The following is a 16,644-nucleotide window of genomic DNA, read 5'->3' as shown; positions in this document are numbered from 1 at the left end:
ATTATTCAAAAAGGGATACTCCATCCGGGTTAATCAAACACAATCGTCCGGTTGTTGTGGATAAAGACCCGCTCTTCAAGCACCAGCTGCAGTGCCCGGGCCAGCACTACCTTTTCCACATCGCGGCCGGCCTGGGCCATCTGGCGTGCCGTATAGGTGTGGTTGACCGGCGTCACATCCTGGGCAATGATCGGACCTTCATCCAGGTCTTCCGTCACAAAATGAGCCGTGGCCCCAATAATTTTGACTCCTCGCTCAAACGCCTGGCGGTAGGGACTGGCACCGGCAAAGGCCGGCAGAAAGGAGTGATGGATGTTTACAATGCGTTCAGGATATTGATCGATAAATTCAGGTGTAAAAATGCGCATATATTTCGCCAGCACCAGGTAATCGGGATCATACTCATTGATGATCTCCGTAATTTTCTGCTCATGGTCGCGGCGGCTTACCCCTTCGTGACTCACGCAGTGAAACGGGATATCAAACGAATCCGCAAGCGAACCCAGTGTGGCATGATTGCTGATGACCGCCTTGATATCTGCAGGCAGCTCACCATACCGGTACCGAAGCAGCAGGTCTCCCAGGCAGTGGGGCTCTTTGGTGGCCATCACCACCACCGACCGATTGCCCCTGGGCGTCAGACGGATATGGGCCGCATCGGGCAGTACGCTGTTCAGGTCCTGCTCAATCTGGCCGGAGTTGTCAGATCCCTCAAAAGCCGTTCGCATAAAGAAGTGATCGGTGGCGGCATCGACAAACTCCTGGTTACTGATGATGTTCAACCCGTGATCGTACAGCACGCCGGTGATTTTGTGAACCAGTCCCTTCTGGTCGGGACAATCGATTAACAGTACTTCCTGCTCCATAATAATTGTTCATTTCTGTTGTTCAAATGCGGGGCGTAAATTACGAGTAATAAGCAAAACAGCAAGAAATTGTTATGGTGCTGTAGTAATAAAATTCGGGTACTGTTCTGTAATATTAACCTGAATTCGACTTAGTGATCTCAACCAGAATGCCTGTTTGCCTTGAAATGACAGGAAAACAGTCCCTCCTCGAGGAGGGTGGCCAATTGCATGGGTCTGGCGATTGCGTCGGGAGTTGCAGGTCTGACATAGAGAATAACACCCCTCCCGCCTTTGGCGGGGCTCCCCTCAAGGGGAGAATAAAGACCTGCCCCAAGAAATTAAGAAACAATGTTAAAGCTGGAAGATATATCTAACTCGCGTTAATATTACAATAAAGGAACACCGGTAACGGCGTCCTTTTTTATATGGGAAAACGCTTGTTAAACCGCTTCCAAAAAAACTCTGAGGTCCTGATAAACAGGCCTGATTGGAGGTTCCAAACACGTTATATTTTGATCTATGGCACAACAAACTCAGCAGCAACAACCGACGACCGAACAACGTGAAATCACCCAGAAGGAGCCGATTGCGGCCATTGCCACGCCGATCGGGGAAGGCGGAATTGCGGTGATCCGGGTATCCGGGAAGAACGCGATTGAGCGGGTAAACCGGGCGTTCACGGGTACCGATCTGACCCAGGAAAAGAGCCACACCGTGCATTTTGGTAAGATTGTGAACAAAAAGGGAGAGGTCGTGGATGAAGTGTTGGCCACACTGTTTCACAGTCCACGGTCCTATACCGGAGAAGAGACGGTGGAGATCTCCTGCCACGGCGGGGTGCTCGTCACGCAGGCGGTGCTGGAAGCGGTGCTGGCCCTCGGTATCCGTTCGGCGGAGCCCGGCGAATTCACCCAGCGCGCCTTCCTCAATGGCAAGATGGAACTCAGCCAGGCGGAAGCGGTGGCCGACCTGATCCACGCCAAAAGCCAGAAGGCGATGGATGCGGCCCACCAGCAGCTGGAGGGGCGGCTGGGCGAGCATATCAAGAAATTTCGACAGCAGATCATCGACGCCACGGCGATGGTGGAGCTGGAGCTCGACTTTATTGAGGAAGATGTCGAATTTGCCAACAAGGAGCAGTTGAAAGAGCTGTTGCTGGCCCTGGATGCCGAGATTGACCGCCTGCTCGACACCTACGAAACCGGCCGGCTGGTAAAACATGGGGTGCGTACGGTGTTCATCGGTCAGCCCAACGTGGGCAAGTCGACCCTGCTGAACACGCTGGTGGGCAAAGACCGGGCCATCGTCACCGATATTGCCGGCACCACGCGCGACACTATTGATGTAGACTGGAGTTACGACGGCCTGCTTTTTAAACTCACCGACACCGCCGGACTCCGCGAGACCGAGGATCTGGTGGAGGCCGAGGGCGTCAAGCGTTCCCAGAAGGCGTTTGAGGATGCCGACCTGGTGGTCTACCTGAAGGATCTGTCCAGGAAGGGGACCCCGGAGGAGCGAAAAGAGATCGGGACTTTCCAGAAAAAAGCGGGAGATACGCCCTTCCTGCTGATCGGTACAAAGAATGACATTGCGCTGGAGGTGGAGGATGAACGGATGGCGTATGATCTCAAAATATCGGCCCTGGAGGGCGAAAAGATCGAGGAGCTGAAAAAGCTGATGAAACAGCGTGCCCTGGAAAACAAGGACTACGACACCTCAAGCCTGCTGGTTACTTCCAGCCGCCACCGGGAGGCTTTGCTGAACGCGCAGGAAGATGTGCAAAGTGCCATCCAGGCCCTCGAGCAGGGAATGACCGGCGACTTCCTCTCCATCGACCTGCGCGCCGCCCTGAAAGAGCTCGGCACCATCACCGGCGAAATCACCAACGAAGATGTGCTGGACAGTATCTTTTCACGGTTCTGTATCGGTAAGTGAAGTAGGGTGGTACGACTTGCGGATTCCATTTAAATTCCCCTCTGAACGTGTTGCAAATAAAGTGTGTTTGATCTGCCTCATTTATCCATCCAAAATTCCAGGAATAATTGATGCAGGAAACTATGCAAAACGAGCTGAGCGATATGAACTACTCCGTCCTCGATCTGGCCGTCATTACCGAAGGACAAACCCCCGCCGATGCGATCCAGAACAGCCGCGACCTGGCCCGGCATGTCGAAGAGTGGGGATACACCCGCTTCTGGATGGCTGAACACCACAACATGGAAAATATCGCCAGTTCCGCCACGTCGGTGTTGATCGGGCATGTGGCGGAAGCGACCAGCATGCTTCGGGTGGGATCGGGGGGCGTTATGCTGCCCAATCACTCGCCGCTCATTATCGCCGAACAGTTCGGCACGCTGGCATCGATCTATCCCGGGCGCATTGACCTGGGGCTGGGCCGTGCGCCGGGAACCGACCAGGTTACGGCGCAGGCTATTCGCCCCGACCGGATGCAGCAGGTGCGGCAGTTCCCGCAAAATGTGAAGCAGTTGCAGCAATATTTTTCGGGGGATAATCGCTCTTCAAACGTTCGCGCCATCCCGGGGGAAGGAACCGAGGTCCCGATCTGGATTCTCGGCTCCAGTACCGACAGTGCCCACCTGGCCGCGGCCCTGGGCCTGCCCTACGTATTTGCCAGCCACTTTTCGCCCGGTCAGCTGATGGCTGCGCTGAAGGTATACCGAGAAAAATTTCAGCCCTCCGATCAGCTTTCCGAACCTTTTGTGATGCCCTGCGTGAACGTCGTCGCTGCCGATACGGACCAGCAGGCCGAATACCTGGCTACATCACTAAAGCAGATGTTTATGGGCGTTGTGACCGGCGAACGAAAGCCGATGCCACCGCCGGTGGATGATATGAGCACCGTTTGGAATACCCGCCAGAAGATGGCAGTGGAGCAGATGCTGAAATATACGTTTATCGGCAGCGGGGAAACGATTAAAGGTAAGGTTGCGAAATTCGTAGAGCAGACCGCTGCCGATGAGCTTATGATAGCGACCTATATTTTTGATCACAAGCAGCGGCTCAAATCGCACCGTATTTTTGCCGAAATTATGAGGGAGGATAACAGTTGAGATTATCCCGAAGGATTAACCCGGATTATTCACCAGGAAATTCGGTTGTGAACGAGGCGAAGGAAAAGAGACGGCGGCAAGGTACGGTTGTACCTTGAGTACGTCATTTTTCCTCCAATGAAGTGCACGGCCAAATTTCGCAGCCCGTTGCAGCTACCCTCAAATTGGGAGTATAAACAATTTTCGATATACAGAATAATATCAATAATTTACTCATCCCTTTTTTAGTATTTTGTGAATAATGCGGGTTAGCAAACTGAAGTAAGAAGGACTTCGCAAAACATTCGAATCACCGTTCGGAGGGAGTTTTACTCCGCCTTGTGAGCTAGGTAAGGTCGGTGGTACAACCACCTCCAAACCGAGTATCAGGTAAGGCAATGTATTGGCGAAAGATGCTCATTCTCTCCATATATACATTGTATATAAGTAAGAATTTCACAGGAACCAGAATATTCATTACCAATCAATAATACAATGAAACGATTTTGTCTTTTTCTGTCGCTTCTTTGGATATTGCCCCTGGCAACTTCGTTCGGTCAGGAAAATCGCCCCGAACTGGGGATAAACCTGGAGGGATATGATTATCCTTACCCGGTGGAATATTATGCACTTCATTCCCAGGGCCAGGCACTGGATATGGCCTTTATGTACGAGCATGCACAACGCCCGAACGGGCGAACGGTGTTGCTGTTCCATGGCAAGAATTTTAACGGCGCCTACTGGGAACAGACTATGAAAGTTCTGCTGGAGGAAGGGTATGACGTGCTGGTGCCGGATCAGATCGGGTTCGGAAAGTCATCCAAGCCCGCCCACTACCATTACACCTTTCATCAGCTGGCGGAGAATACCAGGGAACTGGTGGATTCGCTCGATATTTCTAAAGTGACCGTGTTGGGGCACTCCATGGGAGGCATGCTGGCCACCCGCTTCGCCCTGATGTATCCAAATGAGGTGGAAAAACTAATCCTGGAAAACCCGATCGGGCTGGAGGACTGGAAACGGAAGGTCCCCTATGCCGGACTTGAGCAATGGTACCGGGGTGCGCTAAACAGGACGTTTGAAGGGGTGAAAAGCTACATGATGAGCAGTTATTTTGATGGGAACTGGGAGGAGAAGTACAACGAGTGGGTCTACCTGCTTACCGCCATGAACGAGAGCCCGGACTGGGATCGGTATGCGTGGAATTCAGCCCTGACCTACGACATGGTGTTCACCCAGCCGGTCGTTTATGAGTTTGACAACCTGGAGATGCCGACGGTACTGATTATCGGCCAGCGAGACCGGACGGCGCTGGGAACGGGTATGGTGCCCGACTCGGTGGCCGCCACCATGGGGAACTACCCCGAACTCGGAAAGAAAACAGCAGACAAGATTCCGAATTCCACGCTGATCGAGCTCGATGGCATCGGTCACCTGCCGCATATCGAAGATTTTGAGTTATTTAAAAGCAAGCTGCTTCCGGCGTTGAAAAAATAGGCAGGAGATCCTCAGGGAGGTGCCTGCAAATGATCTTCCAGCAAATTGAAAGCGCTGGTTAGGTGGGCGTAGACTTAGTATTATCAAAATTTTTACTCGAATGGAATACAGTCCTCAACCTTCAACTTTCAACCTTCATCTTTCCAAAAACCGTTCTTTTTTTCCGCTTGTTACTCCGGAGTCTCATTTTGAACTCATTTCATTAATTACCATCTTTGCCTACTGATTTTCTGCACAATTTTAATGATATTTTATTGCTTAAAATTTAACTGACATAATCCGAAAGCAGCATGGCCAGAGTAGAAGTTGAGATGCCCCAAATGGGCGAATCGGTAATGGAAGGCACCGTCATTGAATGGGCCAAAAACATAGGAGATGAAATTGAGGAAGATGAAACGCTCCTTGAAATCGCTACTGACAAGGTGGATACGGAGATCCCCTCTCCCAAATCGGGTATTATTGTAGAAATTCTGGCCGAAGAGGGCGATACCATCGAAGTGGGACAGGTGATTGCCGTGATAGAAACCGACAAGGAGGCTGCGAAAGATATCAGTGGAAACGGCCAGGCAGAAACGGAGGAATCTCCCGAAGAGGCAGAGGCGGTAGCCGACCAGCCGGAGGAAGACCAGGAGGAATCGGAAGAGACCACTTCTGCTCCTGCTGCCGAGGTTGACGAGGATGAAGGCGAGAGGCTGGAGGTGGTGATGCCCCAGATGGGCGAATCGGTCATGGAGGGAACGGTTATCGAGTGGGCCAAAAGTGTGGGCGATACGGTAGAGGTGGATGAACCCCTGCTCGAAATTGCCACTGACAAGGTGGATACGGAGATCCCCTCCCCCCATGCCGGCACGCTTGTGGAAATATTGGCTGAAGAGGGCGATACGGTAGAAGTGGGACAAACGATCGCCATTATCGCTACCGGAGAAGTCGCGGCCTCCTCCGAAAAGACGGAACCGGCTCCGCCTGCCGAAACATCCCCGGATGAAGAGCAGGAAAAGCCGTCGGCCGCAGCTACCGCAAATGGTGCCGTTACTGAGGGAACGGAACCGCAGCGCATCGGCAGTGACGGTCGTTTTTATTCGCCGCTGGTTCGTTCCATCGCCAGGGAAGAGGGCATCACCCAGGAAGAGCTTGAAAGTATCGAGGGATCCGGCCAGGGCGGGCGTGTTTCCAAGGAGGATATTTTATCGTTTCTGAAAGACCGCAAGGCCGGTAAAACGGAGCCGGCCCAGGCCGACGCTCAAGAGCAGAAACCCAGCCTCACAAAGCCGAAGTCAGCCGGCCAGGAGCAATCGATTTCGGCGGGCGAACTGAACGTGCAGCGCCCCTCCCAGAATGTGGAAATTCTCAAGATGGACCGGATGCGCAAAACCATTGCCGAGCACATGGTGCGTTCAAAGCAGACTTCGGCTCATGTGACGACGTTTGCGGAAGCGGATGTCACCAACCTGGTTCGATGGCGCGAGGCCAACAAGGAGGAGTTTTATGAACGGGCGGGGATCAAGCTGACGTTTACGCCGCTGTTCCTGGAGGCGTTTATCCAGGCGATACGCGAGTTTCCGCTCATCAACAGCTCTGTGGATACCGACAATGACCAGATTCTCCTGAAACGGGATATCAATTTCGGTATCGCGGTGGCTCTCGGTGAAGGGGGAAAGGGAGGGCTCATTGTTCCGGTTATTAAACAGGCACAAGACAAGAACCTGGTGGGGCTGGCCAAGGAGGTCAGCGAACTTGCGGAAAAAGCGCGTACTAAAAACCTGAATCCCAGTGACCTGGTGGGCGGCACTATTACGCTGACAAACTATGGCAGCGTGGGCAACCTGATGGGAACGCCGATCATCAACCAGCCACAGGTAGCTATTGTGGGGACGGGGGTCATTGAAAAACGACCGGTGGTTATGGAGACCGACGGTGGCGATGTGATCGCCATCCGCCACATGATGTATCTTTCCATGAGCTACGATCACCGTATCATTGACGGGGCGCACGGCGGAGCCTTCCTGAATCGGGTTAAGGAACTGCTCGAAAACTTTGATACCGACCGCGCAGTGTAGGAATCCTTAATTTAAATGTTGTGAATGAATACAGGGGTTTATTCCAGGTAAACCCCTGCTTTTTTTGTCTTCTATGGAAGCAATAACGCGTATTGAAGAGATCCGGGAAGTAGCTGGCAGCCTTCAGCGAGAGGGAAAAACCGTGGGCTTTGTCCCTACCATGGGAGCTCTCCATGAAGGTCACCTGTCCCTTATCCGGCTTGCCCGGCAGAAAGCCGATGCCGTGGTGGTGTCGATCTATGTTAACCCGGAACAGTTCGGACCCGACGAAGATTTTGAGGAGTACCCCCGCCAGCTGGGAGATGATCTGGAAATCTGCGAGCGCGAGGGCGTCGATGCGGTATTTGCGCCCACCGACGAGATCATGTATACCGACAAGCAATACATACGCATAGAGGTGGATCTGCTGAAGGATCACATGGATGGGCGATCCCGTCCCGGGTTTTATGAAGGGATACTGCTGGTTGTAAATAAACTTTTCAATATTATTGAACCGGACCTGGCGGTTTTTGGGCAGAAAGATATCCAGCAGTTCCGCATACTGCAGCGCATGGTGATGGAGATGAATCACGGCGTGGAGATGGTGATGGGACCGATCAAGCGGGCGAACGACGGACTGGCACTCAGCAGCCGCAACGCCTACCTCAGTGAAGAAGAACGATTGAAAGCTCCTGCCTTGTTTAGGTCACTCCGGTATGTCGAAAAACAGATCAGCGACGGGGTATCTGCACCGAAGCTGCTCATTGAGCACCAGAAAAGCGAGCTTGAAGCAAAAGGGTTCGAAATTGATTATTTTAATGTGTTTACCTTTGAGGAGATGACTCCTGTTGAAACACTGGAAAAGCAGCAAAAATACATTGTGGCCGGAGCCGTTTACCTGGGCAAAACGCGATTGATTGATAATCTGATTATTGAATTATAGGATCTCCCAACATGAAACTGACGATGTTTAAATCCAAGCTCCACCAGATGAAGGTTACCGAATCCAATCTTCATTACGAGGGCAGTATAACCATAGACCAGGAACTGCTTGAAAAAGCCGGCATTCTGCCCTACGAGAAGGTACAGGTCCTGAATATTACCAACGGGAACCGGCTGGAGACCTACACCATACCGGGAGAGCGGGGGTCGCGAACCTGCTGCCTAAACGGCGCTGCCGCCCGCCTCACGCAGGTCGGAGACCGGATTATTGTTATCGCCTATGCAGAAATGACGCCGGAAGAAGCCCGGGAGCACAAACCCAAAGTGGTCGTGGTTGACGAGCAGAACGAGCCGAAGACCATCGTTGATGAAACCGAATATGCCACCAGCTATGATCTTGAGAAGGGCGTCATAGATAATACGGTTAACGAGAAATAGAACCGCACCGCCCAGGTGTTCTGTTTTCCGGTGGAGTTTCGGGCTGAGCAACAGTTTTACAAAGTCCTCTTTTATTTTGTCAAAAGACTAATTATTCTGCGCTTTCCGTTAGCTTAGTGTACACCATCAAGCCGCCGCTGTATATTGTCGGGTGGTAAAGAGAGAAGAAAGATCTTCAAAATTAGTTCAGGTTTGATACAGTTTTGGCACCAACTTTATCTGTATTATCCACTGGTGTTTTGTCATTGACCATTTCGGGTTTCCAAGGTAAACGGATCGTACGAAAAATGATACTTGCAGAGAGACCGGCTTTACACGTGCATGTCGAAGATGCCCCATGTGACCCGGTTCGGTCGAATCCGGACATGCAGAGGTGGCAGGCACCAGGACAATCCAAATCGTGGTAATTACATTATGAATTTTCTAAAGGACAAAAAATATATTTACTGGGGCGGGGGACTGGCGTTACTGTTCATTTTTTGGATGGCGCTGGGAAGTGAGTCCAGCGAGGCCCCGGCCATCTACGCCTCCCCGAAACAGGGAACATTTGAAGTTAAAGTGACAACTTCGGGTGAACTCAGGGCTAAAAATTCGACCAGCATTCGGGGACCGGAGGGGATCCGCGAGTTCAGGATCTACAACGTGCCGATACAGCGCCTCGTACCCGAGGGAACCGTCGTGGAGAAGGGCGATTTTGTTGCGGAACTGGATCGGTCCGAGATTTCCAGTAACTACCAGGACCAGCTGCTGGAGCTGGAGGAAGAGGAGTCGGCGTATGAAATTGCACAGCTGGACAGCTCGCTGACGCTTTCGGAGGCACGCGACAACCTGATCAACCTGGAATACGCCCTGGAAGAGGCGGAAATAGCGGTAGAGCAGTCCAAGTATGAATCGCCCGCCGTGCAGCGCCAGGTTGAAATAGAATATGAGCGGGCCAGGCGTCAACTGGAACAGGCCCGCAAAAATTACAAAACGAGGGAACAGCAGGAGATCGCCCGGCTGCGTGAAATTGAGGCCAACCTGAAGCAGGAGCGTCGAGAGGTGCAGCGGATCCGGGAAATTATGGAGCGATTTACGATCTATGCCCCCGAAAACGGGATGGTTATCTACAAGCGCAATCGCGACGGAAGCAAGGTGACCGAGGGGAGTTCCATCAGCGCCTGGGACCCCACCGTTGCGGAATTGCCCGATTTCAGCGTAATGAACTCTGTTACCTACGTCAATGAGGTGGATATCCAAAGTATCCGCACGGGACAGGAAGTGGACATTGGACTGGATGCCATGCCCGAGAAAGAGCTGACCGGTTTTGTCACCAGTGTGGCTAACATCGGGGAGCAGCGGCCGAATTCAGATTCCAAGGTTTTCCAGGTCATCATCGAGGTGAATGAACCCGATACCACGCTCCGTCCCTCAATGACTACCAGCAACACCATCTACGTAAATACGCTGCCCAACGCCCTGTATGTACCGCTGGAAACGATCCACACGGTCGATTCGCTGAATTACGTGTTTAAGCGCGACGGCCTGGATGTGACGATGCAACAGGTCATTCTCGGTCTGATGAATGATAACGACGTGGTGATCAGGGAAGGGGTTTCAATGGGTGACCAGCTCTACCTTTCAACACCGGCTGATACGGCGGGCATTGCCCGGGTACACCTGCCGGAAGAAGTGTTGCAAAAATACAGGGAAGAAGAGATCCAGCCGGCACCTGAAGAGGAGAGTATCTCGGAAGAATTGTTAAACCGGGAGGACCCCGCCGAGGGGCCGCAACCCGGCGGCAGAAGCGGATCGCAGTAGAGACTATTCATTTAACGAAGGAGCCTGACTGTGTTACAGATTATCTTATACAACCTGGACATCGCCCTCGACGCGATTCGCCAAAACAAGATGCGGTCCTTTCTGACATCGCTCGGTATCATTTTTGGCGTAGCCTCAGTTATCGCCATGCTGGCCATCGGGCGCGGCGCGCAGGAAGAGGTGCTGAGCCAGATGAAACTGTTGGGGACCAACAACGTAATTATTGAGCCCGTGGTACAACAGCTCGAGGGAGAAGTATCGCAGGAGGCCTCTCTCCGGGAAGAACAAAACAAATATTCGCCGGGGCTTACGCTTGCCGACATGCAGAGCATTAAAGAGATTATTCCCCAGGTGGCATATGTCAGCCCGGAAATAATTTATGAGACCTCTTTTATTCGTAACGGCCGGATGCGTTCGGGCAAACTGGTGGGCGTCAACAAAAACTATTTCGATATCAATAATTTTGAGATTGTCCAGGGAGGTAAATTTTCGAATATGCATATCGATAATTCCGAACCGGTCTGTATTATCGGTTCGGATGTACAAACCCGGTTTTTTGCCGGCGAAGATCCGGTGGGCCAGAGAATTAAAGCAGGGAATGTATGGCTTACGGTTGTGGGCGTGCTGGGCAAGCGCGAGCTGACGACCGAAAGTATTCAAAACCTGGGTATCCGCAATTACAATCTCGATATTTTCGTGCCGGTCACCTCGGCACTGCTGCGGTATAAAAACAGGTCGCTGGTTACCGGCCAGGAGATTCAGCAGGCTGCTGCAGAACGAAATGAAAACAGCAGCAACCAGGATGGATCCGGCTCCCCGGACGGCGAATCCACCGTGAACAATTACCACCAGATCGACAAGCTGATTGTCCAGGTCAGCGATACCCGCTACAGCGTTCCCATCGCCGAAATTATCCGCAATATGCTGGAGCGGCGCCACAACAACGTGATCGATTTTGAGGTGATCGTACCTGAACTTCTGCTGAAACAGGAACGGCGAACGCAGGAAATTTTTAATATCGTACTCTCTTCAATCGCCTCCATTTCACTGATCGTGGGAGGTATCGGCATCATGAATATTATGCTGGCCTCGGTGGTCGAACGCTACCGGGAAATTGGCGTCCGCCGCGCCGTGGGGGCCCACAAGCGGGATATCCATCTCCAGTTTTTGACCGAGGCGCTTGCGATTAGCATCACCGGTGGACTGATCGGCATTTTTCTGGGTATTGCTTTCAGCTACCTGATTGAGATAACAGCCGGTATTTTGACGATCGTTTCCCTGAGTTCCATTCTCATCTCCTTTGGAGTGGCGATGGCGATCGGGGTTATCTTTGGCTTTTTCCCGGCCAAACGAGCAGCAGAACAGGATCCAGTACACGCCTTACGACATGAATAAGATGATCAGGAAATTCACGCTACTAGCAGCACTGTTAACACTGTCTTCAGGAGTTGCCCGGGCGCAGTCGGCCCAGGAGGTTGGAACTCTCTCCCTGCAGGACTGTATCGACATTGCCCGGGAGCAGAGCCCGGTGGCCCAGGCAGCCCGCTACGCGCTTTCCGCGAGCCGGTGGGAGTTTCAATCGTACCGGGCAGACCTCCTTCCCGGCTTGTCGATCAGCGGAGATGCTCCCAATTTTAATAAAAGCATATTTTCCAATGTGCTGGATGATGGGTCGGTCACCTTTTCATCTCGACGGCAGTCGGAGGCATCTACATCGATCTCCATAAACCAGAATATTTTGCAGACCGGCGGCCGCCTGTCGGTCTCCTCCGGTGTTACCCGGCTTGGAATTTTTGAAGATGAAAATACCTACCTGTGGCAGAGCACGCCGTTGGTGGTAGGGTTCCAGCAGCCCATATTCGGCTTTAACAATCTCAGATGGCGCACCCGTCTTGAACCCCTGCAGTACGAGATTGCCCAAAAGGAATATATCGAGAATATGGAGGGGCTGGCAGTAACGGTCTCTCAGCGCTTTTTCGATGTTATGCTGGCCCAGATCAACCTGGAGAATGCGGAATTTAACGTCGCCCGGAATGATTCGATCTACCAGATTTCGCAAGGCCGGTATAATGTGGGAAGCATTGCCGAGAATGAGCTGCTGCAAAGTGAACTGGCCCTTCGGAACGCCGAGGCTGAATTGACACGCTCGCGCCTGGAGTATGAACGAAGTCTCAATGACTTTAAGATAATTTTGGGGTACCCGACCTCTGTTGAACTGAATGTGACGCCCCCGGAAGAACTTCCAGAGCTGGATATCAGTGTAGAGGAGGCAAAGCAGATGGCGATTGAAAATAACAGCGAAGCGCTCAGCTACCGTTTGAATGAGCTGCAGGCCGACAGGAACTACGCCCAGGCCAAGAGTGAAAGTAATTTTACGGCGACCTTGCAGGCAAATTACGGCTTGAACCAGACCTCGGCGGAGTTTTCGGAGCTGTATCAAAACCCTGAAAACCGCCAGTTTATTACCGTGGGATTTGAAATTCCCATTTTTAACTGGGGCAAGCAGCAGGCACAGATCAATGCGGCGCGCAACCAGCAGCGGGAGGTCGCCAACAGCATTGAATTCCAGCGACGCCAGTTTAACCAGCAGGTGGAATATACGGTAAGCCAGTTTTTGCAGCTTAAAGACCAGGTGCTGCTGGCCGCCCAGTCCGATACCATTGCCCAGCGGCGGTATGATGTCGCTCAAAATCGATACCTGATCGGGAAAATCGATATTACGAACCTGTTTATCGCCCAAAATGAGAAAGACGCGGCGCGACAGGAATATATTCGGGCCCTGCGCGATTTTTGGACCGGCTGGTACGAGCTGCGTCAGCTTACCCTGTATGACTTCCGGGACGGAGAGCCTATCCGGTATTCCAGCTATTAGTCTGCATGTATCACGAATATTTTGAATAAATCTCTTGGCGAGGTAACCCGGGGTGCCCCCCTGTCTTTGTTGCTTGTCCTCCCGTGTGCCAAACAGCCAGTGGAGCTTTTGGAACCTGATCACAGTCCATAGGTCTGTTACGATTTAATCCTTCCAGCCACTCTATCTTCCTGATAAAACGGAATTTTATTTTAGGCTTGCTATTCCTGTTAAAGACATTAATTTAAGAAATCATCAAATTTAACACTCGGGTATAATAACGAACAGGGATCTACTATATGAAAGACACCAAGAATAACGCTTCAAAGAACCAATCATCAATTTCACGAAAAGACTTTCTAAACAGCTCGGCACTGGCCGCCGCGGGTTTCTTTTTTGTTCCCAGGCATGTGTTGGGCGGTCCGGGTTACAAGGCCCCCAGCGACCGGTTGAATATCGCCTGTATCGGTGTGGGAGGAATGGGAGGCAGTAACACCCGCTCGTTGAGTGAGCTGGGGGAGAATATTTATGCTCTTTGTGATGTGGATGAAGAGTATGCCGCTGAAACGCTTTACAGCTATCCGAAGGCGAAGAAGTATGTCGACTTCCGTGAGATGCTTGACAAGGAGCAGGAGATCGATGCCGTGATGGTGGCCACCCCCGACAACACGCACGCGGCCATCGCCATCTATGCCATGAAGCTGGGTAAACACGCTTTTGTACAAAAGCCGTTGACCCGTACGATCTATGAAGCCCGCCGGATGGCTGAAGTGGCCGAAGAGACCGGGGTGGTCACCCAGATGGGTAACCAGGGGCACTGTTTTGAGGGGACCTATCAGATTGTCGACTATATTCGCCAGGGAGTGATCGGGACCGTGGAAAAAGTGGACTGCTGGACTAACCGTCCCCGTGGGTATTGGCCCCAGGGCTCGGATGTACAGCCTCTCTCCGGAACGGTTGTTACGCCGTATACGATGCACTGGGATCTCTGGGTAGGCCCTTCCCCCTATCGACCATATGATCCCAATATAGCCCCGTTTGCGTGGCGCGGACGATGGGATTTCGGTGCCGGAGCGCTGGGGGATATGGGCGCTCACATCCTGGACCAGCCATACTGGGCGCTCAATCTCGGGATGCCGGAAAGTGTTCACGCCAGCTCCACACCGTTTAACAGTGAAGCCTTTCCTCTGGGATCGATGGTTAACTACAAGTTCCCGGCGCGGGGTGACCTTCCACCCGTTGACTTGACATGGTACGACGGGGGACTGACACCACCACGACCGGCAGAACTGGCGGAAGGAGAACCACTGGGTTCCCCGGGGGGCGGAATGATTTTTTACGGAAGTGAGGGCATGCTGATGGCCGATGTCTATGGCAATAATCCACGGTTTATCCCCGCATCTTTTGGTAACCAGGTCGGTTCGGTTAAGCAGACCGTTGACCGGGCCGCAGGGATCCACGAAGAGTGGGTGGCCGCATGCAAGGGGAACGGCAGCACATCCTCCCATTTTGGTTATGCTGCCAGGCTGACTGAGACCATGCTGGTCGGAAATATGGCTATCCGGTTCAGTGACCGCGACCTTCGTCTGCAGTGGGATTCCGAAAACATGAAGGTGCCCAACCTGGAGGATGCCAACACCTGGCTCGACCAGCGCAACGATTTCCGCACCGGCTACCGCGAAATTATTGGGTAAAAAGATGCTGAAAAGGATGTGTGGCGCACGTTTCTGCGTGTGTCGCACATAAAAACAGGAATGTTACCCGTACTCCGGCAGCACTTCAAAAAATTTGGCTGAAGTCTGGATGCCCCGGTAAAAATCCTTCAGTGCGAATTTTTCGTTGGGGGAGTGGATCGCATCGCTGTTGAGGCCGAAGCCCATTAAAATGGACTGGGCTCCCAGTACCCGTTGGAAGTCGGCTACAATGGGAATGGAGCCGCCTTCGCGCGTAAAAAGCGGTTCTTTTGCATAGACCTCTTCAAAAGCTTTGGCAGCTGCTTTAAGACCGTAAAACGAGAGATCCGTAATCGAGGGATGTCCCCCGTGGTGCTCGGTCACTTCCACGGTCACTGTTTCGGGCGCTATCGATTTGATGTGATCGTTGAAGAGCCGGGCGATCTTTTTCGGGTCCTGGTCCGGTACCAGCCGCATGCTGATTTTAGCTGCCGCTTTGGATGGCAGCACCGTTTTGGCGCCTTCTCCCTGGTAGCCGCTCCAAAGGCCGTTTACGTCGAGTGTGGGGCGCGCCGAGGCACGTTCCAGGGTGGAGTAGCCTTTTTCGCCATCCAGTGCTTTCAGCCCGAGTTCCTCTTTGTACTCCTTTTCGTCAAATGGAAGCTTTTTGTACGCCTCCCGCTCTTTGTCTGTCAGGGGTTTCACATTATCATAGAAACCGGGAATGGCGATACGTCCCTCTTCGTCGATCAGTTGGGCTATCATGTTACTGAGTGCAATCGCCGGGTTTTCCACTGCTCCGCCATAGACCCCCGAATGCAGGTCGCGGTTGGGACCGGTCACTTCCACTTCCATATAAGTGAGTCCGCGCAGCCCGTACGTGATAGAGGGTGTATCTTCGGCAAACATCGCCGTGTCGGAGATCAACACCATGTCGCAGGCCAGCAGCTCCCGGTGTTCTTCGATAAACGGCACCAGGTGGGGGGACCCGATCTCCTCCTCCCCTTCGTATATGAACTTGATATTCACCGGAAAATCGGTGCCTGAACGGATATAAGACTCCAGCGCCTTCAGGTGCGTAAACGACTGTCCCTTGTCGTCACTGGCTCCGCGGGCGTAGATATCGCCATTGCGAACGGTGGGTTCAAAGGGGGGCGTCTCCCACAACGCTTCAGGATCGGGGGGCTGTACATCGTAGTGACCATACACGAGCACGGTCGGTTTGGAAGGGTTTGTCGTCAGCTCGCCGTAAACGATGGGATTGCCGTCGGTTTCAAACAGGGTGACCTGGTCGAGATTCAGCGATTCCAGCTGCTCAAACAGAAAATTGGCTGCTTTCCGTACCTCCTGCCTGTGGGCCGAACTGGTGCTGATACTGGGAATGCGCAGCAGCTCAAAAAGCTCTGCTTTGAAATTCTCTTTATTGGATTCGATATACGCCTGGACATCTTCCATATTCATTGGGTTTTTATTGATCTCAAGTTACCGTCTTGAAAAAATATCGATTAA

12 protein-coding genes are annotated in these 16,644 nt (G+C 52.5%); 10 read left to right on the top strand and 2 right to left on the bottom strand.

Annotated elements, in window-relative coordinates; genetic code table 11:
* Window positions 1-29: 29 nt before the first annotated feature.
* Window positions 30-866, bottom strand: coding sequence for a formyltetrahydrofolate deformylase (gene purU / locus ACG2E4_RS08970; RefSeq protein WP_395261340.1), 837 nt, complete (start codon window positions 864-866; stop codon window positions 30-32).
* Between the two features lie 501 nt (window positions 867-1,367).
* Between purU and mnmE the strand changes: the two genes are divergently transcribed.
* The 10 genes from mnmE to ACG2E4_RS08920 all read left to right on the top strand — a co-directional run bounded on the left by mnmE (window position 1,368) and on the right by ACG2E4_RS08920 (window position 15,156).
* Window positions 1,368-2,783, top strand: coding sequence for a tRNA uridine-5-carboxymethylaminomethyl(34) synthesis GTPase MnmE (mnmE, locus tag ACG2E4_RS08965; RefSeq protein WP_395276322.1), 1,416 nt, complete (start codon window positions 1,368-1,370; stop codon window positions 2,781-2,783).
* Between the two features lie 110 nt (window positions 2,784-2,893).
* The gene (locus ACG2E4_RS08960) at window positions 2,894-3,919 is read left to right on the top strand and encodes an LLM class flavin-dependent oxidoreductase (RefSeq protein WP_395276321.1); all 1,026 of its coding nucleotides are present in this window, start codon (window positions 2,894-2,896) and stop codon (window positions 3,917-3,919) included.
* A gap of 474 nt (window positions 3,920-4,393) precedes the next feature.
* Window positions 4,394-5,395 (top strand): alpha/beta fold hydrolase, encoded by a 1,002-nt coding sequence (locus ACG2E4_RS08955; protein ID WP_395276320.1) that lies wholly within the window; start codon window positions 4,394-4,396, stop codon window positions 5,393-5,395.
* 290 nt (window positions 5,396-5,685) lie between these two features.
* Window positions 5,686-7,452 carry a 2-oxoglutarate dehydrogenase, E2 component, dihydrolipoamide succinyltransferase gene (sucB, locus tag ACG2E4_RS08950; protein ID WP_395276319.1) on the top strand — a complete coding sequence of 589 codons (1,767 nt, stop codon included), beginning with the start codon at window positions 5,686-5,688 and terminating at the stop codon, window positions 7,450-7,452.
* A gap of 73 nt (window positions 7,453-7,525) precedes the next feature.
* Window positions 7,526-8,374 carry a pantoate--beta-alanine ligase gene (gene panC / locus ACG2E4_RS08945; RefSeq protein WP_395259688.1) on the top strand — a complete coding sequence of 283 codons (849 nt, stop codon included), beginning with the start codon at window positions 7,526-7,528 and terminating at the stop codon, window positions 8,372-8,374.
* An 11-nt stretch (window positions 8,375-8,385) separates the two neighbouring features.
* Window positions 8,386-8,811, top strand: a complete 426-nt coding sequence (gene panD / locus ACG2E4_RS08940; protein WP_395259687.1) for an aspartate 1-decarboxylase — start codon at window positions 8,386-8,388, stop codon at window positions 8,809-8,811.
* A 414-nt stretch (window positions 8,812-9,225) separates the two neighbouring features.
* A complete protein-coding gene (locus ACG2E4_RS08935) occupies window positions 9,226-10,611 on the top strand; it encodes an efflux RND transporter periplasmic adaptor subunit (protein WP_395276318.1) in 1,386 nt (461 codons plus the stop codon).
* A 30-nt stretch (window positions 10,612-10,641) separates the two neighbouring features.
* On the top strand, window positions 10,642-12,006 hold the full coding sequence (locus ACG2E4_RS08930) for an ABC transporter permease (RefSeq protein ID WP_395276317.1): 1,365 nt from the start codon (window positions 10,642-10,644) through the stop codon (window positions 12,004-12,006).
* Entirely contained in the window at window positions 11,942-13,483 is a 1,542-nt protein-coding gene (locus ACG2E4_RS08925; RefSeq protein WP_395259684.1) for a TolC family protein, read from the top strand. The genes ACG2E4_RS08930 and ACG2E4_RS08925 overlap by 65 nt, the downstream gene beginning before the upstream one ends.
* A gap of 278 nt (window positions 13,484-13,761) precedes the next feature.
* Window positions 13,762-15,156 (top strand): Gfo/Idh/MocA family oxidoreductase, encoded by a 1,395-nt coding sequence (locus ACG2E4_RS08920; protein ID WP_395259683.1) that lies wholly within the window; start codon window positions 13,762-13,764, stop codon window positions 15,154-15,156.
* Between the two features lie 63 nt (window positions 15,157-15,219).
* Here ACG2E4_RS08920 and ACG2E4_RS08915 read toward each other — a convergent pair whose 3' ends face one another.
* Window positions 15,220-16,590: a dipeptidase gene (locus ACG2E4_RS08915; protein ID WP_395276316.1), complete on the bottom strand. Its 1,371-nt coding sequence runs from the start codon at window positions 16,588-16,590 to the stop codon at window positions 15,220-15,222.
* Window positions 16,591-16,644 lie beyond the last annotated feature (54 nt).

The organism is Halalkalibaculum sp. DA384 (assembly GCF_043951955.1).
Lineage (GTDB): Bacteria > Bacteroidota > Rhodothermia > Balneolales > Balneolaceae > JAMQKA01.
This window is presented reverse-complemented; position numbering and strand designations above follow the sequence as displayed.